The 23,205-nt window shown below is 72.4% G+C and carries 15 protein-coding genes, 1 tRNA gene and 1 riboswitch; of the genes, 8 read left to right on the top strand and 8 right to left on the bottom strand.

The window, feature by feature from the left end; all coding sequences use genetic code 11:
- Positions 1-690 precede the first annotated feature (690 nt).
- Both ACZ7LY_RS29670 and ACZ7LY_RS29665 read left to right on the top strand, forming a co-directional pair.
- Positions 691-2,583: a DUF6049 family protein gene (locus ACZ7LY_RS29670; RefSeq protein WP_471627830.1), complete on the top strand. Its 1,893-nt coding sequence runs from the start codon at positions 691-693 to the stop codon at positions 2,581-2,583.
- A gap of 421 nt (positions 2,584-3,004) precedes the next feature.
- A complete protein-coding gene (locus ACZ7LY_RS29665) occupies positions 3,005-5,173 on the top strand; it encodes a bifunctional glycosyltransferase/CDP-glycerol:glycerophosphate glycerophosphotransferase (RefSeq protein ID WP_471627829.1) in 2,169 nt (722 codons plus the stop codon).
- A gap of 424 nt (positions 5,174-5,597) precedes the next feature.
- Here ACZ7LY_RS29665 and cobJ read toward each other — a convergent pair whose 3' ends face one another.
- Genes cobJ through ACZ7LY_RS29650 form a run of 3 tightly spaced genes read right to left on the bottom strand, consistent with a single transcriptional unit; the run spans position 5,598 to position 8,919 of the window.
- Positions 5,598-7,082 (bottom strand): precorrin-3B C(17)-methyltransferase, encoded by a 1,485-nt coding sequence (cobJ, locus tag ACZ7LY_RS29660; RefSeq protein ID WP_471627828.1) that lies wholly within the window; start codon positions 7,080-7,082, stop codon positions 5,598-5,600.
- Positions 7,079-7,720, bottom strand: coding sequence for a precorrin-8X methylmutase (locus ACZ7LY_RS29655; RefSeq protein WP_471627827.1), 642 nt, complete (start codon positions 7,718-7,720; stop codon positions 7,079-7,081). The genes cobJ and ACZ7LY_RS29655 overlap by 4 nt, the downstream gene beginning before the upstream one ends.
- A gap of 14 nt (positions 7,721-7,734) precedes the next feature.
- On the bottom strand, positions 7,735-8,919 hold the full coding sequence (locus tag ACZ7LY_RS29650) for a cobalamin biosynthesis protein CobG (RefSeq protein WP_471627826.1): 1,185 nt from the start codon (positions 8,917-8,919) through the stop codon (positions 7,735-7,737).
- Positions 8,920-9,005: 86 nt separating this feature from the next.
- Positions 9,006-9,133, top strand: a riboswitch (cobalamin riboswitch).
- A 32-nt stretch (positions 9,134-9,165) separates the two neighbouring features.
- Here ACZ7LY_RS29650 and cobN point away from each other — a divergent pair.
- Both cobN and ACZ7LY_RS29640 read left to right on the top strand, forming a co-directional pair.
- Positions 9,166-13,104, top strand: coding sequence for a cobaltochelatase subunit CobN (gene cobN / locus ACZ7LY_RS29645; RefSeq protein WP_471627825.1), 3,939 nt, complete (start codon positions 9,166-9,168; stop codon positions 13,102-13,104).
- 181 nt (positions 13,105-13,285) lie between these two features.
- Positions 13,286-14,290: an ATP-binding protein gene (locus tag ACZ7LY_RS29640; protein ID WP_471627824.1), complete on the top strand. Its 1,005-nt coding sequence runs from the start codon at positions 13,286-13,288 to the stop codon at positions 14,288-14,290.
- A gap of 490 nt (positions 14,291-14,780) precedes the next feature.
- Here ACZ7LY_RS29640 and ACZ7LY_RS29635 read toward each other — a convergent pair whose 3' ends face one another.
- Both ACZ7LY_RS29635 and ACZ7LY_RS29630 read right to left on the bottom strand, forming a co-directional pair.
- Positions 14,781-16,352: a PTS ascorbate transporter subunit IIC gene (locus ACZ7LY_RS29635; RefSeq protein ID WP_471627823.1), complete on the bottom strand. Its 1,572-nt coding sequence runs from the start codon at positions 16,350-16,352 to the stop codon at positions 14,781-14,783.
- A 41-nt stretch (positions 16,353-16,393) separates the two neighbouring features.
- A complete protein-coding gene (locus ACZ7LY_RS29630) occupies positions 16,394-17,236 on the bottom strand; it encodes a PTS sugar transporter subunit IIAB (RefSeq protein ID WP_471627822.1) in 843 nt (280 codons plus the stop codon).
- 164 nt (positions 17,237-17,400) lie between these two features.
- Between ACZ7LY_RS29630 and ACZ7LY_RS29625 the strand changes: the two genes are divergently transcribed.
- Positions 17,401-18,213 (top strand): hypothetical protein, encoded by an 813-nt coding sequence (locus ACZ7LY_RS29625; RefSeq protein WP_471627821.1) that lies wholly within the window; start codon positions 17,401-17,403, stop codon positions 18,211-18,213.
- A 54-nt stretch (positions 18,214-18,267) separates the two neighbouring features.
- On the opposite strand, the gene ACZ7LY_RS29620 is transcribed toward ACZ7LY_RS29625, so the two are convergent.
- The 3 genes from ACZ7LY_RS29620 to ACZ7LY_RS29610 form a co-directional block, all read right to left on the bottom strand.
- A complete protein-coding gene (locus ACZ7LY_RS29620; RefSeq protein ID WP_471627820.1) occupies positions 18,268-18,990 on the bottom strand; it encodes an MIP family channel protein in 723 nt (240 codons plus the stop codon).
- A 1,604-nt stretch (positions 18,991-20,594) separates the two neighbouring features.
- On the bottom strand, positions 20,595-20,921 hold the full coding sequence (locus ACZ7LY_RS29615; RefSeq protein ID WP_471627819.1) for an NUDIX hydrolase: 327 nt from the start codon (positions 20,919-20,921) through the stop codon (positions 20,595-20,597).
- A 314-nt stretch (positions 20,922-21,235) separates the two neighbouring features.
- Positions 21,236-21,309, bottom strand: a tRNA-Gly gene (locus tag ACZ7LY_RS29610).
- A gap of 269 nt (positions 21,310-21,578) precedes the next feature.
- Between ACZ7LY_RS29610 and ACZ7LY_RS29605 the strand changes: the two genes are divergently transcribed.
- From ACZ7LY_RS29605 to ACZ7LY_RS29595, 3 genes are all read left to right on the top strand, one after another.
- Positions 21,579-21,746: a hypothetical protein gene (locus ACZ7LY_RS29605; RefSeq protein WP_471627818.1), complete on the top strand. Its 168-nt coding sequence runs from the start codon at positions 21,579-21,581 to the stop codon at positions 21,744-21,746.
- A gap of 186 nt (positions 21,747-21,932) precedes the next feature.
- Positions 21,933-22,508 carry a dCTP deaminase gene (gene dcd, locus ACZ7LY_RS29600; RefSeq protein ID WP_471627817.1) on the top strand — a complete coding sequence of 192 codons (576 nt, stop codon included), beginning with the start codon at positions 21,933-21,935 and terminating at the stop codon, positions 22,506-22,508.
- Between the two features lie 11 nt (positions 22,509-22,519).
- Positions 22,520-23,017, top strand: a complete 498-nt coding sequence (locus ACZ7LY_RS29595) for a phosphoribosyltransferase (RefSeq protein WP_471627873.1) — start codon at positions 22,520-22,522, stop codon at positions 23,015-23,017.
- Positions 23,018-23,205 lie beyond the last annotated feature (188 nt).

Raw genomic sequence — 23,205 nt, 5'->3', positions numbered from 1 at the left:
CCTGACGGTGCTCGCCACGGGGTCGGGGGTCGCGTCGCCGGTCCCGATGGTGCTCGCCACGGGGTCGGGGGTCGCGTCGCCGGTCCTGACGGTGCCCGCCACGGGGTCGGGGGTCGCGTCGCCGGTCCTGACGATGCCCGCCACGGGGTCGGGGGTCGCGTGGTGCGCGGGTGTCACTGCCAGGTACCTCGTGCGGGGTGCGGGGCGCGGCGGCCCTCAGGGGGCGGGCGGGGTCGGCGTGGGGCGGGCGGAGTGGCGAGGGGCGGGCGGCGCGTCAAGTGCGCCCCCCTCGGATGCCGCACTCTATCGGGCGACACGGGCGGGGCCGCCGAGCGCCCCGGACGGGCCGGGGCCGACGCGCCGCCGGGCGGGGCGGTCCCCGTACGGGCGCGTCGCACGGTGTTGGCTCGGAGCGCGACGGGGTCGTGCGCGGCCCGGCGCGGGCGGTGAGGGCTGCCGGCGGGGTGCGGGCGGTCTGCGCTGTCCGGTGCGGGCCGCGGGTGCCGCTCGGCGTGGGAGGTCTGCGCTGCGTGGTCAGGCAGTCGGTGCCGCGTGGCGCGGGCGGTCGGGCGCCGCGTGGCGCGGACAGTGGGTGCCGTTCGGTGCGAGTAGTGCGTGCCGCTCGGTGCGGACAGGTGGCGGTGCCCCGCGCGGCAGCGGGCGTGGCAGGGAACGGGAGGAGCGAGGGTCATGGCGAGGGTCTTTCGTGGGGGCCGGGCGGCGGGCTCCCGGCGCGGGGCCGCGCGGGCGTGGGTGCTGGCCGCCGTGGTGCTCGGCTCGGCGGCGCTGCCCGGAGCGGCGGCCGGGGCCGGACGGGCGCGGGACGCGGCGGACGCGGCGGACGGCACGGTGCACGCGGCCGTCGTGTGGCCGGTGACGGCGACCCCGCACATGACGGCGGCGGCGCTCGGCTCGGGCCCCCAGGCCCAACCGGTGTTCGACGACGACACGCTGGCGAAGCTGTTCGCGGACGGCGGGCGGCTGCGGGAGGTCGTGGACGCGGGCCGGGGGCGGGACGTGAGCTGGGTCCTGGACCCCGACCTCGTACTGGCGGCGCAGGCGATGGCGGACGGCTACCGGGTCGCCGACCGGGCGGGTTCCGCGAGCCCGAAGAACAGCACGCAGGGCGGCGGCCGGGACGCGGCGCGGGACTGGCTGGCGGCGCTGCGCGACGCGGTGAAGGGGCGGGACGTGTGGCTGCTGCCGTACGCGGACGCCGACCTCGTCTCGCTCGCGCACCGGCCGTCGGCGGACGCGGACGATCTGCGGGAGGTCGTGGCGGGCCTCGACGACGACACGCGGGAACGGGTCGAGAAGGCGCTCGGGACCGGTACCCGGCAGGGGCTCGCGTGGCCGGCCGGGGGTGCGGTCGACACGCGCGTGACCCAACTCGGGGAGAAGTTGGGACTTTCTCGCGTGCTCACGTCCGGGCGGGGGCTCTATCCCGACGGGCCGGATCCGGTGCGGCTCGTGCCGGGGGGTGAGCCGGGGGGCAAGCGGGCGGTGACGGCTCTGCCGTACGACACGGCTGTGGAGAAGGCGCTCGCGTCCCTCAAGGACCCGGGCGGCCCGACGCCGACGCCCTCCGGCTCCCCGTCCCCGTCCCCGTCTACTTCTACGGCGCCCCCAACGCCCAAGGGGGCCCCCTCCCTCTCGTCCTCTCCTTCGTCCTCTCCCTCGTCCTCGGCGTCGGACGGTGACCGGGAGGAGGACTCCGACACGCCCGATCCGGATACGGTGACGCGGCTCGCGGGGCTGCTCAAGGACTCCGCGCGGCCGGTGATCGTGCCGCCGCGCGAGATGTCCGGTACGGCGGCGCAGGCGCTCGGGGCGGCGGTGGACTCCGGGACGGAGGACGGGTGGCTGGACCTGGAGGACATCCCGGCGGCGGGGGGCGGAGCGGTCGACGGGTACGCGGTGCACTCGTCGGTGTACCCGGACTCCCTGCGGGCGAGCGAGCTGACGCAGCCTCAACTGGCAGCGGTGGCACGCTCCTTGGACGAACTGGCGACGCTGTCGAAGGTCCTCGCCGACCCGAAGGCGACGACGGCGTCCGTGCACGCGGCGATGGCACGGGCGCTGTCCACGGCGTGGCGGGCGGGCGGGAGTGCGGCGCAGGGGGCGTTCCAGGATCGTACGGAGGACTTCCTGCGGACGTCGGTACGGTCACTGCGGCTCGTGCCGAAGTCGAGGGTGACGGTGACCTCCGGGGACGCGACGGTCCCGGTCACCGTGGACAACGGGCTGCAACAGCCGGTCGCCGGGCTTGAGTTGCGGGTGACGTCCAGTGACAAGCAGCGGTTGCGGGTGAACGATCCGGCGGTGGCGGTGGAGGCGGCCGGGTCGGCGAGTCACTCGTTGCACATCGGGGTGACGGCTCGGGCCAGCGGGAAGTCGACGCTGACGGCGCGGTTGTACACGACCAGTGATGGGCGGGCGTGGGGGGAACCGGTGACGTTCGATGTCGAGGTGACGTCGGTTCCGACGGGCGCGATCGTGGTCGTCGGCGCGGGGGCGGCCCTCATCCTCCTGGCCGCGACTCTCCGCTTCCGCCAGGTGAGGCGGCGCCGCGCCTTGAAGTGACGGGTGCTTGCAGCGCGGGGAGCTTTCTGGCGGGGGCTGCTTGTAGCTGAGGTTGCGCAGTTCCCCGCGCCCCTGTCGGGGCGCTGCCCCCTGGGGTTGTCGTTCACCTGCGGGTGCGTCGTGGCCGGTCGCGCAGTTCCCCGCGCCCCTGGGGAGTTAATCGGCGGGGGTCGCTTGCTGTGACCGTTCGCGCAGTTCCCAGCGCCCCTGGGGGGTTCTTCGGTGGAGGCTGCTTGTAGCTGAGGTTGCGCAGTTCCCCGCGGCCCCTTGGCGGGTCGGCGGGGGTTGATCTGAGGTCGGGACCTTTGGGTGGGGGGTGGGTACTTTTGGCCTGCTGTTCGGGGGTGTTTGGGTCCATAGGGTCCCCGGGGGCGGTGCGGGTCGCACGCCCTGCGTCAAGCGTCCCTGGAGAGGTCTTCTCATGCCCCGGTTCAGCGTCGTCGTCCCGGTGTTCAAGGTGCAGGGCTATCTGCGCGCCTGCCTGGACTCCGTGCTCGGGCAGTCGTTCACCGATGTCGAGGTGATCGCCGTCGACGACTGCTCCCCGGACCACAGCGGGGCGATCCTCGACGAGTACGCGGCCCGCGACCCCCGCGTCACGGTCCTGCATCTGCCGGAGAACGTCGGCCTGGGCCGGGCCCGTAACGCCGGTCTCGACCGCGCCACCGGCGACTACGTGCTGTTCCTCGACAGCGACGACACCTACCGGCCGGGCCTGCTCCAGCGCCTCGCCGACCGGCTCGACCGCGACGGCCTTGACATCCTGGTCTTCAACCACATCCGCACCTACTGGTGGGGCGACGGCGGCCGGACCGACGCCGCCGATCTGATCGAGGCCGCCGGCGACGACATCTTCGCCGTGGCGGACCGCCCCGCGTACCTGGACCTGTTCCTCGTCGCCTGGAACAAGGCGTTCCGCCGCGAGTTCTTCCTGGAGCACGGCTTGCGGTACCGCCCCGGGCTCTACGAGGACGCCCCGGTCACGTACGCCGCGATGGCCTGCGCGCAGAAGGTCGGGTGCCTGGACTTCGTGGGCGTCGAGTACCGCCAGCGGCGGCAGGGCGCGATCACCCGCACCCCCGGGCGCAAGCACTTCGACATCTTCGAGCAGTACGAGGGACTGTTCGCGTTCCTCGCCGAGCGGCCCGAACTCGACTGGGCGCGGGGGCCGTTGTTCGACCGGGCGGTGCGCCACATGCTGTTCGCGCTGGTGCGTCCGCACCGGGTCATGCCCGCCGACCGCGCCGAGTTCTTCGCCCGCTCGGCGGCCTTCTACCGCGACCACCTCCCCCACGGGCACGTCCCCGACGAGGCCGCCGGGGAGCCGAGGCTCGTCCAGGCCCTGGCCCGCGGGAACTACCGGGCGTTCCAGGCCGCGCAAACCATGCGGAACGTCACCGAGAAGGGGCGCAAGACGCTCGGCAAGCGCAGGAAGCAGCTCACCAGGCGGGCCGGCAGCGCCTACTACCGGCTCCAGCGGCGCCGCCCCCTCGACGACCAGCTCGCCGTCTACAGCAGCTACTGGAACCGGCTCCCGGCCTGCAACCCCCTCGCCATCTACAACAAGGCCGAGGAACTGGGCGTCGGCCCGCACGGCGTGTGGATCGTCAAGGAGCAGTTCGCCGACCAGGTGCCCGACGGCATCGACTTCGTCACACCCAACTCCCCGCGCTACTGGGAGGTGATGGCCCGCGCCACGTACTTCATCAACAACGTCAACTTCGGCGACCACTACGTCAAACGGCCCGGCCAGTTCCACCTCCAGACCCACCACGGCACGCCGCTCAAGCGCATGGGCCTCGACCAGCGCCTGTACCCGGCCTCCGCCAAGGGCATGAACTTCACCAAACTGCTGAAGCGCGTGGACCGCTGGGACCTGAGCCTGTCCTCGAACCCGCACTCCACCGAGTACTGGTCGATCGTCTACCCCAGCGGCTTCGTCTCCCTGGACGCCGGCTACCCGCGCAACGACGTCTTCCACACGGCCACCGCCGACGACGTCGCCGCCATCCGCGCCCGCCTCGGCATACCCGACGGCAAGACCGCGCTGCTGTACGCGCCCACCCACCGCGACTACGAGCGCGGCTGGCGGCCCCGCCTCGACCTGGGGCGGCTCAGCGCGCGGCTCGGTGACGACTTCGTCCTGCTCGTGCGCAGCCACTACTTCTACGGTGAGGACGCCGCGCTGCGTGCCCTCACCGACGCCGGCGCGGTCATCGACGTATCCCGGTACCCCGTCGTCGAGGACCTGTGTCTCGCCTCCGACGCGCTCATCGCCGACTACTCGTCCCTGACGTTCGACTACGCCAACCTCGACCGGCCGATCGTCATCTACGCCGACGACTGGGAGGTCTACCGGGCCAGCCGGGGCGTGACCTTCGATCTGCTGTCCGGGCGGGAGGGGGAGACGCCGGGGGCGGTGGCGCGGACGGAGGACGAACTGGTGGAGGTCTTCCGGTCCGGGGAGTTCTGTGGGGAGGGGGCGGGGCGGTTGCGGTCGGCTTTTCGGGGGCGGTTCTGTCCGTGGGACGACGGGGAGGCGGCGGCGCGGGTCGTCCGGCACGTCTTCTCCAACGGGTTCCCAGGCTGAGGCCCGCTGCCCTGAGGGGGCGGTGCCCCCTGGGGTCGCCGTTCACCTGCGGCTACGTCGTGGCTGGCCGCGCAGTTCCCCGCGCCCCTGGGGAGTTCTCCGGGTGAGGCCGGCTGCCCTGAACGTTTTGCGCAGTTCCCCGCGCCCCTGAGGAGTTCATCGGCGGAGGCCGCTTGTAGCTGAGGTTGCGCAGTTCCCCGCGCCCCTGAAGAGCGGGGCTTCGCCCCAGCTCCCCGGGGGAGGAGGTGGCGACGTAGTCGCCCCTCCAGGGGCGCGGGGAACTGCGCGAGAAGCCCCACCGGGCGAAAGGTGAAGGACTACGGGCAGGCCCGCCCACCCAGGGGCGCGGGGAACTGCGCGATCAGCCACGACGAGAGTCGAGGATTCCCACCGGCAGAGCCACCCCCACCCCCCCCGGGACGGGTCAGTCTGGGTAGCGGCGGGGGGTCCACGTTGCGTGGGGGGTCGCGCGGGTTTGGGAGGAGCCCACTATGAGGAGCGTGCGCATGTCCACCTCGGAGGGGGCGAGGGCGCCCAGAGTCACCGTACGGACGGACTCCGAACCGCCGCCCACGTCCCGCGCCACCACCACCGGCGTATCGGCCCCCCGGTACTCAAGGAGCAGGTCGACGGCCTTGGACACCTGCCACGTACGCGAGCGTGAACCCGGGTTGTACAGGGCGAGGACGAGGTCCGCGGACGCGGCGGCCCGCAGCCGCCGCTCGATGACGTCCCAGGGCTTGAGCCGGTCGGAGAGGGAGATCGTGGCGTAGTCGTGCCCGAGGGGCGCCCCCGCGCGGGCGGCGGCGGCGTTGGCGGCGGTCACCCCGGGCAGCACCCGTACCGGAACATCCGCGTACCGCTCCTCGGAGGCGACCTCCAGGACCGCCGTCGCCATGGCGAAGACGCCCGGGTCACCGCCCGAGACGACGGCGACCCGCCGCCCCCGCGCCGCGAGGTCGAGGGCGAACTCGGCCCGCTCGGACTCGACCTTGTTGTCGGACCCGTGCCGGCGCTGGTGCCCCCGTACCGGCACCCGGTCGAGGTAGGTCGTGTAGCCGACGAGGTCGTCCGCGTTGGCGAGCGCCCCCCGCGACTCCGGCGTCAGCCACGGCGCCCCCGCGGGACCCGTGCCGACGACGACGACCTCCCCGCGCCCGGCGCGGCCCTCGTCCGCGACCGGCTCCGCGTCGATCCGCGACGGCAGCACCGCCACCGAGAAGTACGGCACCGAGTCCGGGTCCACGTCCGCGAGCCGCCCGGTGCGCTCCCCGGCCATGAACGCCCGTTCCACGTACCGCGCGTCGTCCAGCCGCCCCGCGTCCGCGAGCGCCGCCCGCACCTTCGTGAACGTACGCCCCAGCTTCATCACGACCGCCGAGTCCGCCGCCGCGATCCGCGCCGCCAGTTCGTCCTCGGGCAGCGTGCCCGGGATCACCGTCAGCGTCTCCTTGTCCTCGCACAGAGGCTCCCCGAGCCGCGCAGCGGCCGCGCTCACCGAGGTCACCCCGGGGATGACGGTCGTGTCGTAGCGGTCGGCGAGCCGCTTGTGCATGTGCTGGTACGAGCCGTAGAACAGCGGGTCGCCCTCCGCGAGCACCGCGACCGTGCGCCCCGCGTCCAGATGCGCGGCCAGCGTCGCCGCCGCCTCGGCGTAGAAGTCGTCGAGCGCGCCCCGGTAGCCGCCCGGATGGTCCGTCGTCTCGACCGTGAGCGGGTACATCAGCCGCTCCTCGATCTGCTCGGGCCGGATGTGCGCGGCGGCGATGGAACGCGCGATGGACCGCCCGTGCCGCGCGCAGTGGTACGCCACGACGTCCGCCTCCGCGATGGCGCGCGCGGCGGCCAGCGTCATCAACTCCGGGTCGCCAGGCCCGAGTCCGACCCCGTACAGCTTGCCCTTGCTCATGACTGGATCTCCACCTCGGTCGCCACGGCGTTGAGCGCCGCCGCCGTCATCGCGCTGCCCCCGCGCCGGCCCCGCACCACGAGGTGTTCGAGCCCCAGGTCATTGGCGGCGAGCGCGTCCTTGGACTCGGCGGCGCCGACGAAACCGACGGGGATGCCGAGCACGGCCGCGGGCCGGGGCGCCCCGGCGGCGATCATCTCCAGGAGGTGGAACAGCGCGGTCGGCGCGTTCCCGATGGCGACGACGGCGCCGTCGAGACGGTCCCGCCACAGTTCGAGGGCCGCGGCGCTCCGTGTCGTACCCAACTCCTGGGCAAGTTGGGGTACTCGGGGGTCGCGCAGGGTGCACACCACGTCGTTGTCGGCGGGCAGGCGCGCACGCGTGACCCCGCTGGCGACCATGTGCGCGTCGCACAGGATGGGCGCTCCGGCGCGCAACGCGGCGCGCGCCGCCGACACGACCCCGGCCGAGTAGCCGATGTCCTGGACGAGGTCCACCTGCCCGCAGGCGTGGATCATGCGGACCGCGACCTGCGCCACGTCCGGCGGCAGCGCGGCGAGCGGGGCCGCGGCCTCGGCGCGGATGGTGGCAAAGGACTCGCGGTAGATCGCCGCGCCGTCCTTCTCGTAGTCATACACGGGTTTCGGCTCTTTCACCTGGGTGCGGGCTCGGGCAGGCGGGTGTCGTACGTGCCGTCGGGGCGCGCCACGACATCGACGTACGGGACGGTCGGGCGGCCGCAGCGGCGCTCGCAGCCGGACCAGTACGTGGGCAGGACGGGGTGCCGGGAGACGGCGTCGGCGCGGATGTCGGCGTGCGCCTTGGCGCAGCCGGGCCGTCCGATGCAGGCGCCGGTGCGGGCGGCGGGGGAGTCCGGGTCGGTCAAGAGGCCGGTGGCGGTGAGGAGTTGGGCGTGGCCGGCGTCCGCGCCGGGGACGACGACCGTACGGGCCGGGGTCAACCGCAGTTCTCCGGCGGGGAGTCGGCCCGCCAGGTCCGTCAGCGCCCGCCACTGCTCCGGCGTCGCGGAGCCCAGCGGGAGGACCGCTTCCAGGGGCGCGGGGCCGGTCGGCGGCGCGGGCTCGCCGTGCTCGCAGCCGGGGTGCGCGGCGAACGGAACACCGGTCAGCGCCCGCGCCAGACGCGCCGTCAGTTCGCTTGCGGGCGTGGGCAGTTCGGACGTACGCCAGACCCGGGCGGGCGCCGCCTCGCGGGCCGCCGCGACGAAGACCTCCGCCGCCCGCACCGCCGCCCGCGCCGCGTCCTCGTACGGTACGTGGAAGCCCGTGCCGTCCGCCCCGAGCCGCACGCAGCCGCCGCCGTCCGGCAGGCCCCGCACCAGCACGTCCGGGCCGAGCGCCGGTATGTCCCCGCGCCCGTCGTCCAGGCCGAACAGGAACCGCCCCGACAGCCCCGGCGTCACCCCGCTCGCGCACACCTCGGCGTCCAGCGCCCGCAGCCACCCCCGTACGTCCACGAAGCCGCCGCCGTCGAGACCCGAACGCGGCGACGCCACCACGTTGCGCACCCGCTCGTGCGCCGCCGACGGCAGCAGCCCGGCGTCCGCGAGCCGCGCCGCGAGTTCCCCGCCGCATCCCTCACGCAAGCCTCTGAGCTGCACGTTCCCCCGGGACGTCAGATGCAGGGCGCCGTCACCGAGCGCGCCGGACGCCTCCGCGAGCGCCCTTGCCGCCGTCGCGGGGAGCACCCCGCCGGGCAGCCGCACCCGCGCCAGGAACCCGTCGTCCGCCGCGTGCAGCCGCAGCGCGCCGGGACACGCGTCGCCCCGGGACGTACCGGACGAACCGGGATCAGAGGGTATGAGGGAGTCGGACATGCCGGGGAGCATACCTACCGCACGGACCGCCCACCTGTGACCGGCGTCCCGTACCGGCCCCCGCCCCCGACCCGTACGATGCAGGCAACAACATCGCCAGCGACGGCGACAGGGGAGGAAGCCCGGTGCGAATCCGGCGCGGTCCCGCCACTGTGAGCCCCCGTTCTTGAGACGGGGGTGAGCCAGGAACTCCCGCCGTCACGCACTACCCGGGGCGCGGACACCCCGAGGAAGGCCAGACGCCGCATGCCCCAGCAGCTCCTGCTCCTGTCGACGTCCGACACCGATCTGCTCAGCGCCCGCGCGGCGAACGCCCGGGACGGCGCCCCCCTCGCGTACCGCTTCGCCAACCCCTCCCGGCTCCCGCTCGACGACCTCGACGCCCTCCTCGACGGCGCCGCACTCGTCGTCGTCCGCCTCCTCGGCGGCGTCCGCGCCTGGCAGGACGGCATCGACCGGCTCACCGCCGCCGGTGTCCCGCTCGTCGTCCTCAGCGGCGAACAGGCGCCCGACGCCCAGCTCATGGCCGCCTCCACCGTGCCCGTCGGCATCGCCGCCGAAGCGCACAAGTACCTCGCGCACGGCGGCCCCGCCAACCTGGAGCACCTGGCCCGCTTCCTGTCCGACACGGTCCTGCTCACCGGCCACGGCTTCGACGCGCCCGCCCCCGCCCCCACCTGGGGCCCGCTGGAGCGCACCCCCGCCGGCGGGGAAGGACCGGCCGTCGCCGTGCTCTACTACCGCGCCCACCACATGAGCGGCAACACCGCCTTCGTACACGCCCTGTGTGACGCGATCGAGCAGGCCGGAGCCCGCCCGCTCCCGCTGTACGTGGCTTCTCTGCGCGCCCCCGAACCCGAACTCATCGACGCGCTGCGCCCCGCCGACGCCATCGTCACCACCGTCCTCGCCGCCGGCGGCACCCGCCCCGCCGAGGCGAGCGCGGGCGGCGACGACGAGTCCTGGGACGCGGGCGCCCTCGCCGCGCTCGACGTACCGATCCTCCAGGCCCTGTGCCTGACCTCCTCGCGCGCCGACTGGGAGGCCAACGACGAGGGCGTCTCCCCGCTCGACGCGGCCAGCCAGGTCGCCGTGCCCGAGTTCGACGGCCGGCTCATCACCGTCCCGTTCTCCTTCAAGGAGATCGACGCCGACGGCCTCCCCGCGTACGTCGCCGACCCCGAGCGCGCCTCCCGCGTCGCCGGCATCGCCGTACGCCACGCCCGCCTGCGGCACATCCCCGCCGCCGACAAGAAGCTCGCGCTCGTCCTGTCCGCGTACCCCACCAAGCACTCCCGCATCGGCAACGCCGTGGGCCTCGACACCCCCGCCTCCGCCGTCGCCCTGCTGCGCCGGCTCGTCGCGGAGGGGTACGACTTCGGCGACCCCGCCGACATCCCCGGCCTCACCTCGGGCGACGGCGACGAACTGATCCGCGCGCTCATCGACGCGGGCGGCCACGACCAGGACTGGCTCACCGAGGAACAGCTCGCCAAGAACCCGGTCCGCATCCCCGCCGCCGACTACAAGCGCTGGTACGCGACGCTCCCCGCCGAGCTGCGCGAGTCCGTCGAGCGGCACTGGGGGCCGCCGCCCGGCGAGATGTTCCTCGACCGCTCCCGCGACCCCGAGGGCGACATCGTGCTCGCCGCCCTGCGCCGCGGCAACCTGCTGATCCTCATCCAGCCGCCGCGCGGCTTCGGCGAGAACCCCATCGCCATCTACCACGACCCCGATCTGCCGCCCTCCCACCACTACCTCGCCGCCTACCGCTGGATCGCCGCGCCCACCGCCGACGGCGGGTTCGGCGCCGACGCGATGATCCACCTCGGCAAGCACGGCAACCTGGAGTGGCTGCCCGGCAAGAACGCCGGCCTGTCCGCCGCCTGCGGGCCCGACGCGGCCCTCGGCGACCTGCCGCTGATCTACCCGTTCCTCGTCAACGACCCGGGCGAGGGCACCCAGGCCAAGCGGCGCGTCCACGCCACGCTCATCGACCACCTCGTCCCGCCGATGGCCCGCGCCGACTCCTACGGCGACATCGCGCGGCTCGAACAACTCCTCGACGAGTACGCGCAGATCGCCTCCATGGACCCGGCCAAGCTGCCCGCCATCCGCGCGCAGATCTGGACGCTCATCCAGGCCGCCAAGCTCGACCACGACCTCGGGCTCGAGGACCGGCCCGACGACGACGGATTCGACGACTTCCTGCTGCATGTCGACGGGTGGCTGTGCGAGATCAAGGACGCGCAGATCCGTGACGGGCTGCATGTCCTCGGCTCCGCGCCGGAGGGGGAGGCGCGGGTCAATCTCGTCCTCGCGATTCTGCGGGCGCGGCAGGTGTGGGGCGGGAACGTGGCGTTGCCCGGGCTGCGGGAGGTTCTGGGCCTGGACGAGTCCGCGCCGTCTCGCGTGAACGCGGATGCGGTCGAAGCGCAGGCCCGAGCCTTGCTGGAGGCCCTGGACGCAGCCGCCTGGACCCCGGAAGCAGCAGCGTCCCTGGCCACTTCCAACCCCCTGAGCTCCGAACCCTCTGCCTCACCTACAGCGGACGCCGAGGCCGGCAGCGCCCCCCGCCCCCGCCTTGGGCAGTCTGCCGCCTGGGGCGGCACGGGTGGGCAAGGCGGCACCCAGCGCGGGGTGACCGATACAGCCGGCGGCGCCGCCAACACGCCACGGGGCTCCGCCCCGGACCCCGCTCCTCAATCGCCGGAGGGGCTTGAAAATGCGGACCCGGTGTCCCAGGCTCCCGGGCTTGAAAATGCGGGCCCGGCGTCCAAGGCCCCGGGGCTTGATCTGGCCGGTGTTGACGAGGGGGACCTTGGGCGGGTTTTGGCGTTCGCCGTGGAAGAGGTCGTGCCCCGTCTGGCGAAGACCACCGCCGAGCTGGACAACACCCTCCACGCCCTGAACGGCCGCTTCATCCCGGCAGGGCCCAGCGGAAGCCCCCTGCGAGGCCTGGTCAACGTCCTCCCCACAGGCCGCAACTTCTACTCCGTAGACCCGAAGGCCGTCCCCTCCCGCCTCGCCTGGGAGACGGGCCAGGCCCTCGCCGACTCCCTCCTCGCCCGCTACACCGAGGACAACGCGGGCACGTACCCCACCTCCGTGGGCCTGTCCCTGTGGGGCACGAGCGCGATGCGCACCGCCGGCGACGACGTGGCCGAGGCCCTCGCCCTGCTCGGCATCCGCCCGGTCTGGGACGACGCCTCCCGCCGCGTGACGGGCCTGGAACCCATCCCGTACGAGGAACTGGGCCGCCCCCGCATCGACGTCACCCTGCGCATCTCCGGTTTCTTCCGCGACGCGTTCCCGCACACCATCGGCCTGCTCGACGACGCGGTCCGTCTCGCCGCGTCCCTCGACGAGCCCGCCGAGCACAACCACGTACGGGCCCACGCCCAGGCCGACCTCGCCGAGCACGGCGACGAACGCCGCGCCACCACCCGCATCTTCGGCTCCCGCCCGGGCACGTACGGCGCCGGCCTGCTCCAGCTCATCGACTCCAAGGACTGGCGCACGGACGCGGACCTCGCCGAGGTGTACACCGTGTGGGGCGGTTACGCGTACGGCCGCGGCCTGGACGGACGCCCGGCGCGGGACGAGATGGAGACCGCGTACAAGCGCATCGCGGTCGCCGCGAAGAACACCGACACCCGCGAGCACGACATCGCGGACTCCGACGACTACTTCCAGTACCACGGCGGCATGGTCGCCACCGTCCGCGCGCTGCGCGGCACCGCCCCCGAGGCGTACATCGGCGACTCCACCCGCCCCGAGACCGTCCGCACCCGCACCCTCGTCGAGGAGACGTCCCGCGTCTTCCGCGCCCGCGTCGTCAACCCCAAGTGGATCGAGGCGATGCGCCGCCACGGCTACAAGGGTGCCTTCGAACTCGCGGCCACAGTCGACTACTTGTTCGGCTACGACGCCACGACGGGCGTGGTGGCCGATTGGATGTACGACAAGCTGACGCAGACGTACGTACTCGATGAGGCGAATCGTCAGTTCCTCTCCGACGTCAACCCGTGGGCCCTGCACGGCATCGCGGAACGTCTGCTCGAAGCCGAGTCGCGCGGCATGTGGGAGAAGCCCGACCCGGCGGTCCTGGAGGCGTTGCGCCAGGTCTACCTGGAGACGGAAGGCGACCTGGAGGCCGACGAGCCCGGTCCTGACGCCTCCTGAACCACCTCGGACGCCGCCTCCCGCCAAGTCCCGGCGGGAGGCGGCGTCCTGGCCTGCTCCGAGGGCAAGTCCCCAGGCGGTGCCTGAGTAGAGGTACGCGTTACCACATCCGCGATCGGGTGTGCCGCATCCGTACGAGTGCGGATACGACCCGGCCCGCGACCGGTCACACTCAATGCCCATGAACGCCACTCCGGCCGGGAACCCCCGCCCCGCACTCGTCGGCCGCGCCGAGGAGACCGCCATGCTCGTGCGGGAACTCGGCGAGGCCCGGCTGGTCACCGTCAAAGGCCCCGCCGGCGTCGGCAAGAGCGCCCTCGCCGCCGCGGCCGCGCGCGCCGCGGGCCGCCCCGTACGCCGCGTCGACCTCACCGAGCTGCGCGAACCCGTCCTCGTCCCGCACGCCCTCGCCCGCGCCCTGCGCGTCCCCGAGGACCCCTCGCGCGGCGTCCTCGAATCCATCGCCCGCACCGTCGGGCCGCGCGCCGTGCTGCTCCTCATCGACACGTGCGAGCACCTCGCGGAGGCGGTCGCCCGTACGCTGCACCGGCTGCTCGGCGCCTGCCCCCGGCTGACCGTCCTCGCCACCAGCCGCTGCGCGCTCGGCGTCGCGGGCGAACGCGCCGTCGTCCTCCAGCCGCTGCCCCGGGCACGCGCGGAGGAACTGCTGCTGACCCGGGCCCCGTTCATGGCCGGCGCGAGCAACCGCACCCGCGACCAGATCGTCGAGCGGCTGCACGGACTGCCCCTCGCCGTCGAACTCGCCGCGCGCCGGCTGCGCCGCCACAGCACGGGTGACGTCCTCGGGCGGCTCAGCGCGCCGGGCGGACTGCTCGCCCTCGCCGACGAGTCGGGGGTACGGCGGCCGGCCCGGCACCGGTCGATGCGGACCGCTGTCGGCTGGAGCCACGCGCTGTGCGATCCGCAGGAACGGTTGCTGTGGGCGCGGCTCGCCGTCTTTCCCGGGGCGTTCAGTGCGGCTCGGGCGGTGGCGGTGTGTGCGGACGGGGTGCTCGCGGAGCGGGATGTGCCGGTTGCTCTGGGCGGGCTCGTCCGTGCGTCGGTCGTCCGCCGGGTCCCTGCGGGGTTCGAACTTCCGTTGGCGGAAGGGCAGTTCGGCCTCGAGAGCCTCCGCTCTGTGCCGGGCCAGGAACCGGTGTTGCGCCAACGAGAACGCAACCACTAACGCCCCGCTCTCCCGCATAAACGTTCCTTCAGCCCCCTCGAAGGGCCGCTGCCCCTGGACGTGGTTCTTCACCTTTCGGCCGGTGGGGCTTCTCGCGCAGTTCCCCGCGCCCCTAGGTAAGTGGGCCTGCCCCTGGTTCTTCGTCCTCGACTTTCGTCGTGGCTGGTCGCGCAGTTCCCCGCGCCCCTATCGGGGCCCGGAGGAGGTGGCGACGTAGTCGCCCCTCCAGGGGCGCGGGGAACTGCGCGAGAAGCCCCACCGGCCCGCAGATGACCACGCACGGTCGTGCCCCGAAGGGGCGCGGGGAACTGCGCAAGGCGGTCAGGTCAGCGGGCCTCAGCCGGAGAACTGGGCTGGATCGAGTCGGGGGTTGTCAAGATGGTGCTGACCGCCCCCGCGGCCACCGTCCCGCCCGGGGCCCTTGAGGCGGTGCTCACCCCTGACCCCGGCACCCGCGCGGCCCGCGCAAAGCACCCCCGGCGCGTACGCCTCAGTCCGCCGGGGGCGGCGGCACCGGCGCGCCCGCGGGCGGCGGGATCTTCGCGTACGTACGGGAGACCGGCGTCTCGCCCGCCCCCGCAGGATCGTGCTGCTCGGGCCGGTCCTCGGGCGGCAGCAGGGCCGCGCGCCGCGCGCCGGGGTCCCAGCCGGTCTCCACGACCCGCTTCTGCCACACGATCGCCGCCACGAGGATCACGAGCGCGACCAGCAGCGTGAGGACGATCCCGCCGGCCCTGCCGGTCTTGGCGACGTTGCCGAGGATCAGCCCGAGCCACCCGAAGTCGGCGTCACCGAACGTGGTGTTGGCCGACCCGAACGAGCCGAGCACCCCGAGCAGGAACGCCGGCAGGAACGTGATGAGCACGCCGTTGAGGAACGAGCCGACGGCCGCCCCGCGCCGCCCGCCCGTCGCGTTGCCGAAGACCCCGGCCGCGCCGCCCGTGAAGAAGTGCGGCACGAGCCCCGGCAGCACCAGCGCCGTCCCGAACGCCGGCTTGAACACCCCGACCAGCAGCGCCAGGCTGACGAGCCCGCCGACGAACGAGCAGATGAAGCCGACGAGCACCGCGTTCTGCGCGTACGGGAAGACGATCGGCGCGTCCAGCGCGGGGATCGCGCCGGGCACGACCTTCTGGGCGATGCCCTGGAAGGCGGGCACGAGTTCGCCGAGGATCGTACGGACACCGAAGAGGATGACAGCGACCGCGATGCCGAACTGGAGGCCCTGACTCAGCGCCGCCATCAGGTAGTTGCCGACCCCGGTCGAGCCGGACGCCCCGTTCACCGCGAACGCCTTGAACGCCTCGTCCCGGCCGACCTTCGCCAGGAACACGATCGCCATGATCATGTAGATGAGGACCATCGACAGCGCCGTCGCCACCATCGAGTCGCGCAGGAAGCGCAGGCCCTCGGGCAGGTTCATCTCCTCCGTCGAGCGGCTCTTCTTGCCGACGGCCTGCCCGGCGGCGCCCGACACGATGTACCCGGCGGTGCCGAAGTGCCCGACGGCGACCGTGTTGTTGCCGGTGACCCGCTTGGTCCAGGGGTGCGCGAACGCGGGCATCGCCACGAGCATGATGCCGAGCACGACCGCGCCGACCACCACCACGACCCACGAGTCCTGCCCGGCGGTGGCCAGCACCATCGTCAACAGCGTGGCCATGAACAGCATGTGATGCCCGGTCAGGAACACGTACGACAACGGCGTGAAGCGCGCGAGCAGCAGACTGATGAGGAAGCCGAGGATCATCAGCCACGCCACGCGCGAGCCGTACTCGGCCTGCGCGATGCCGACGATGGCCTCGTTGGTCGGGATCACGCCGTGCGAACCGGTCGCGCCCGTGATCATCGTGCCCAGGGGGGCGAGGGAGTTGGTGACCAGCGTCGCGCCCGCGCCGATCAGCAGGAAGCCGAGCGTCGCCTTGATGGCACCGCCGACGACCTGCCCGGCGGACTTCTTCAGGGCGATCAGACCGACGGCCGTGATGATGCCGATGAGGTAGGCGGGGACGCTGAGGATCTCGTTGACGACGAACTTGGCGATGTCGACGAGGACGTTCATGGGGACTCCAGTGGGTCCGGGGGTGGGGGCGGGCGGGGCGGTCAGACGTCGTAGAGGTCGCGCAGGGCCGCGTCGACCTCCTTCGTGCTGGTGAAGTCCTCGACGACCCGTACCGGCACGCCCACGTCCCCGAGCGTGCGGGCGATCTCCCGCGAAGTCAGGATCGCCACGGCCTCGGACGCCTTGCCCTTCGCGGAGATCGTGTCGGTGGCCTCGGTGGTGACGTACCGTCCCCACTTCCACCGGTCGAGGACCTTGTCGAGCGTCGACTTCAGGAACAGGCTCGTGCCGACGCCGTTCCCGCACACGGTCAGGATCTTGTGCATCCCGTGGCCGCCCGAACTGCCTTTGCCGGCCGCCGACTTCGCCCCGGCGGGCACAGCTCCGGCTCCGGCTCCCGCTCCCGCTCCCGTGCCCGCTCCCGGGTCCTCACCCGCGCCGCCGGCGAGGATGTCCCGTACCGCCTGCGGGGTGGGGGCCCGGTCGAGCGCGGCGGACGTCGTCTCGTCGGCGAGGAGGCGGGCGAGCGCGCCCATGGCCTGCGTGTGTGCCCCGGCGTCGGTCGCGGCGAGGGCGACGACGAGGCGTACCGGGTCGTTCGTCTCGTGCCCGAAGTTCACCGGCGTCGCCAGCCGCACCCAGGACATGCCGGTGCGGTGGACGGCGGGGGAGGGGCGAGCGTGTGCGAAGGCGAAGCCCGGCGCGATGACGATGTACGGGCCGTTCTCGTCGACGTTGCGGGCCATCTCCTCGGTGTACGCGTCGGTGCTGACGCCCTGCGCCACCAGCAGATCGCCGGCGGCCTGCACCGCCGCCCGCCAGTCCGGGGCCGCCACGTCGAGCCGGATGGCCTCGACGGGGATCAGTTCGCTCAGTTCACTCATGCGAGCAGGAGCGCCGACATGGCGGGTCCACGTCACGCCGACACGCGCCGCGTTATCTTTCCGTTATCGGCCGACGGTCCGACCGCCCCGGGCTGCGCCCGTGCCGTACCCCGGTACCCGCGTCGCGCCCACCGTGTCCGATCCGGGTGTGTTTGGGTGCGGGCATGTGTGCAGCAGCGAACGAACACGCCACCCGGGACCAGGGCGCCGTGGCGGCGGCGGACCGCAAGGGCGGCCCCGGCCACACCGTCCTGCTGGCCCTCGCCCTCGCCGTCCCCGCCGCGAAGGTCGCGTACACGGTCGGCGGCGGTTCCTCCGTACGGGACGTCTTCGTGGCCATGGAGCCGGCGAACTGGCCCGACGTCCCCCTCGGCATGGTCCTCACCGACCCGCTCCTCGGCTGCGTACTCGGCGTCGTCGTCTCCCGCGTGGTCTTCGCGCTGTTCGCGGCGCGCGGCGCGATCCCGCACGGCGGCGGCCTCGCCGGCACCGTGCGCCGTCTCGCGCTGACCGTCGTCAACCCGCTCGCGGTCGGCGTCCTCGCCCTGTGCGTGTACGGGCCCTGGTGGGGCCTGGGCACCGGCCTCGTGGCGTACGGGCTGCGCCAAGGCGTCGTCGTCGAGTACCGCACCGGCCGCCGAGGGCGCCGGCACGGCCGCGCCCACGGCGACGACGGCTACCGCCCGCCGCCCTGGCTGCGGCGGGCGGCGGCGGCCGAACAGTGGGTCGCCCTCGCGCTGACCGTCGTCGTGCTGCCGCTGCTGGCCCTCGCATCGGCGGTGGACGGGCGCGCCTGGACGTCCGTCCTGGACTGCCAGGTGCAGAACGGCACGCACACCTCCACCGAGCGCCTCATCGAACTGGGCCGCAAGGGCAACGGCGTCGTCGGCTGGAACCTCGACACCGACGAGGTCTCCAACGGCGTCGGCTGCACGGACGCCGGCTCCCTGCGCGTACGCCCCGCGTGGTGGCAGTGACGTACGGCGGCGGGGGCCGGGGCCCGTCCTCGGCCCCTGAGCCCGGGGCGCGGGTCAGACGACGGCGTCGTCGGCGCTGACGCGCGGGGCATCCGCCGGATGGGTGACGCGGATGACCAGCGCGGCGATCACCCCGCCGACGAGCGGCGCCACGATGAACAGCCAGAGCTGCGACAGCGCCTGCCCGCCCGCGAACAGCGCGGGGCCGAGCGAACGCGCCGGGTTCACGGACGTGCCGGTCAGCGGGATGCCGACGATGTGGATGACGGCGAGCGCGATACCGATGGGCAGGCCGTCGAAGCCGACGACCGCGACCTTGTGCGTGACGGCCAGCACGACGTAGGCGAGCAGGAAGGTCAGCACGACCTCGGCGAGGAACGCGCCGCCGCCGCTCAGCCCGACGGAGGACCGGTCCCCGTACCCGTTGGAACCGAACGCCTCATGCGTCTGGAGCCCCGGGATCGACTGCACCAGCCAGTACAGCAGCGCGGCGCCCGCGATGCCCCCGGCGAACTGCGCCACCCAGTACAGCAGCGCCCGCCGCACATCGATGCGCCCGGCGCCGAGCATCGCCATGGTCACCGCCGGGTTCACATGACACCCGGAGATCGGCCCGATGGCGTACGCGAGCGCGAGCAGCGTGAACCCGAACGCGAGGGCCACTCCCAGGGGCCCCATGAACTTCAAGCCGATGACGGCGGACCCCACGGCGAAGAACACCAGCAGCAGGGTGCCGAGGAACTCGGCGAAGACAGCGCGGGTCTCGGATCGTTCCATGACCACCTCACAGAGCCGAAATATCCGATACGCGCCAATTCTCCCCGCCCCACCCCAAACCCACATGTCGAACGACCTGGGGGCCCGGCCCTCCCGACATCACCGACCTCGACGTCCGCGAGGACGACGCGCCGGGCTGGGCCGCGCCCGCCCAACTCCGAGGAGGCGTCGGAGCTGGCGGTGCTCCGGGCGCCCGGTCATCGAGATCTGCCGGACGGCCTACTCATTGGAATCGGACGGACGTCCCGTGGAGGTCAACCGGATGCTGCTCGACGCGGGTGCCTACGCGCTGCGCTACACATTCGAAAACTGACACCCGGCGTACGCCCTTGCCGGTGTCAGCCGCTGATGCCAGACGGCCTAGGAGAAGAACAGGAGCACTCCGACTCCGATCAGAAGGGCCCCGATCGCAATCGACCCCACTCTGGTTCGGTGGACTTTCCGGGCTACAGCGGAACGCCCCGCCTCGTCCTCCTCCCGGATCACCTTGCTGGTGAGGGCGGCGAAGATGAGGAAGCAGCCTCCGAGGAGCGCGAGAAAGCTGCCCGAGACCCTGCCAAGATCTGCGCGTCGCTGTCCGCAAGCCTCACTGATCCCCCTCCGCTCCGACGCCGTCCACCGGCCGGCCCCATCCTCAGCGGGGCCGATCAGGCGGTCAAGGGATGTGCGTAGGGTGCGGCCGAGGCGACCGCGCCGACAAGCAAAAAGACCCAGGTCGATGACCTGAGTCTCAGTGGTGGAGCGGGTGACGAGAATCGAACTCGCGCAGCTTGGGAAGCTCGGGTGATCTAGGGGGGTGGGCGTCTGACCTGCACTGGAGCGACCTCGGCGTGCTCAACGTTGATGCGTAGTCACCCGCGATTCCCCGTGGCTCCCGCCCAACCTGGCACGCGAGTGGCATGGACGTGGAGGCGATCAGGCCGCAGTCTCAACGGTGTGGCCCAGGGCGAGTAGCCCCAGCCCGATCACGAACAGGGTCGCACTGCCGAACCCAAGACACGCGACGAGTATCGCACCGACTCCCCAGAGCCTTGGTTGTCGGACCCATCTCGCCAACCGTCGCCCTGGCAGGCGCCCGAGTAGCAGGCCATGGATGCCAAGAACGACACCAGTGAGGCAGAGCCCGCCGACGATCACCACCAGCGGCAGAAGCATGATCGCGAATGACGTTGACACGGCTCCCCCTCCGTACCTCAAGCCCCTGTGGGTAGCTTAGAACCAAGAGAAGCAGGGCCAAGGCCCGGTAGCGAGACCTGTCGGCTGCAGTCTTGAAAACCGTCGTGGCGCAAGTCACCGTGGGTTCAAATCCCACACCCACCGCAGATGAACGGCCCCTGACCTGGTGAATCGGTCGGGGGCCGTTCTTGTGCATGCTGCCCGTCAGGCTCCGTGGTTCCCCGTCAGATCCCGGTCGATCGGGCACGGGAGGGGCACGGAGAACCGACTGTGGCAGTGGCGGTACACCGTTGCCGTACTGAGCCCGGCAAGCACAACGAGACGGGTTACGAGGTCCACGACGTCGTTCAGCACGCGAACGGGGACAGGCGACAGAGCGGAGCGCAGCCGGGCTTGATGAGGTAGAGAAACTTGTAACAACTCGGGGGTCAAGGTCGCTTGGGCGGGCTGTCTGGCGGGCTGGTGAGCCTGCGGCCAGCATGGGTACGGATGGGTGGGGCCATGTCGTCGGTGAGGGCGTCTGCGAGGCGGACGCTGTGGGGCTCGCTCATCGCGGCCATGGCTTCGGCCGGCTCAAGCCAGGTGACTGCGGTCGGCTCGGTCGAGGGCTGTTCGTGGACGCCGGCAGGGCTGGGCTGGAAGAGCAGGGCAACGACCCCGATCCGCATGTTCTTGTAGAAGGCACCGGTCAGCCGCTCGATGCGGACCTTGATCCCTGTCTCTTCGTAGACCTCGCGGCGTACCCCGTACTCCATGGCCTCGTCCCGCTCGGCGGCTCTCATCGCCCGTTGCCGGCGCGACGGGTCACCAGGACACCCCCGTCCTCACGCACCACGATCCCCACCACGGACACCGAGTGGAGAGGCGTTGGCGGGTTCGCCGGGTGGAGTGCTGGTCGGTGGGGATCGGGCGGCTTGTGAAGCCTTCGCCGCGTAGTCGCTCGTATGCCTGGAGCGCGTCGTCCGGCACGTTCTGGCGGATCATGAAGCCCTGTTCCGGGTGGGTCAGGAGCCGTTGCAAAAAGGGCACCCGCACGGCAAAAAGCCCCGGGCCGGTGGCCTGGGGCTGGTGGAGCGGGTGACGAGAATCGAACTCGCGCTCTAAGCTTGGGAAGCTTATGTTCTACCATTAAACTACACCCGCGTAGTACCGCCGTTGGAGCGGCTGTGTACTGCCGGACACTGTACCTCATGACGGGCCCCGGGCGCTTGCGCCCCGGGGCCCCGCTGCGTTCCGGGGCCCGGAAGTGACTGCGGGTGAAGGGAGTTGAGGCGTACGGTGGGCGGACCGCGAGAGGGCTGACGAAGGTCGGGGAGTCGCCTGGATCGGCGCCCCTTTCGTCCCGTAATGTGCCTCTCGTCGTCGGCCAGGAGACTGGCCCAAGGCTCGTGGGGAAGGGACTCCAGGACTTGATGGACTCGATGGAGCGCACCGTCGTCCGCTGTGCGGAGGGGCACGTGTTCAGCACCTCTACGTTCCCGATGCAGCAGGCCGACCGGCTCGGACCCGGCCGCCTCATCCGCTGTCCCCGCTGCGCCCGGCTGCGGCACGCCGTACCCGTGGGGCAGGACAAGGGGTAACCGGGCGAGGGATCACCGGGCCCCCGATCACCGGCCGGCCAGAGGCCACCGGCCAGAGGTCACCGGCCAGAGGTCACCGGCCAGAGGTCACCGGGGAGCCCGGAGGGCAAGCGCAGGCAGTGAGCCCGGGAGCGCGCGGCGCCGTCCGATTGTGGCGGGTCCGCGCGCTCTGCGTATCCTCGGTGCGTGCTTCTCTCAGACAAGGACATCCGGGCCGAGATCGACGCCGGACGGGTCCGCATCGATCCCTACGACGAGTCGATGGTTCAGCCGTCGAGTGTTGATGTGCGTCTCGACCGGTTCTTCCGGGTGTTCGAGAACCACAAGTACCCCCACATCGACCCGAGCGTCGAGCAGAGCGACCTGACGCGCCTGGTGGAGCCGGAGGGCGACGAGCCCTTCATCCTGCACCCGGGCGAGTTCGTGCTCGCGTCGACGTACGAGGTCATCAGCCTCCCCGACGACCTCGCCTCCCGCCTGGAGGGCAAGAGCTCGCTGGGCCGGCTCGGCCTGGTCACGCACTCCACGGCCGGCTTCATCGACCCCGGCTTCAGCGGCCACGTCACGCTGGAGCTGTCGAACCTCGCCACGCTCCCCATCAAGCTGTGGCCCGGCATGAAGATCGGGCAGCTCTGCCTGTTCCGGCTGTCGTCGCCCGCCGAGTTCCCGTACGGGAGCGAGCGGTACGGTTCGCGTTACCAAGGGCAGCGCGGTCCCACCGCCTCCCGTTCCTACCTCAATTTCCATCGGACCCAGGTGTGAGCAGCAGCGACATGAGTGACGTGCGCGAGAACCTTACGTACGAGAAGTTCGGGGTCGCGGTCCGCGAACTCGCTCAGACCATCGCCGACGACGGCTACGAGCCCGACATCGTCCTGAGCATCGCGCGCGGCGGCGTCTTCGTCGCCGGCGGCCTCGCGTACGCGCTGGACTGCAAGAACATCCACCTGGTGAACGTCGAGTTCTACACCGGCGTCGGCACCACCCTGGAGATGCCGGTCATGCTGGCGCCCGTGCCGAACGCGATCGACTTCAGCGACAAGAAGGTCCTGATCACCGACGACGTCGCCGACACGGGCAAGACGCTCAAGCTCGTGCACGACTTCTGCCTCGACCACGTCGCCGAGGTCCGCTCCGCCGTCGTCTATGAGAAGTCCCACTCGCTCGTGAAGTGCGAGTACGTGTGGAAGCGCACCGACGACTGGATCAACTTCCCGTGGAGCGTCCAGCCGCCCGTCGTGCGCCGCTCCGGCCAGGTCCTCGACGCCTGAGCCGCCCCCGCCGGGCCGCTGTCGGCAGCAGAAGGGCCCCGTCCGCGTGATCAGCGGACGGGGCCCTTCGCGCGTACGGGAGCGGCCAGAACTCCTAGGGCGTGTCCGCAAAGTCCCGTCGTCGTCCGAAGGACGGCCCCGCGGCGTCTGGTGCGTGCTCTCGGCGTGCCGGGTGCAAGGCCTCGTAC

Source organism: Streptomyces sp. NPDC107550, assembly GCF_055639095.1.
The sequence above is the reverse complement of the archived record's forward strand: the minus strand, read 5'-3'. Positions and strand labels throughout refer to the sequence as shown.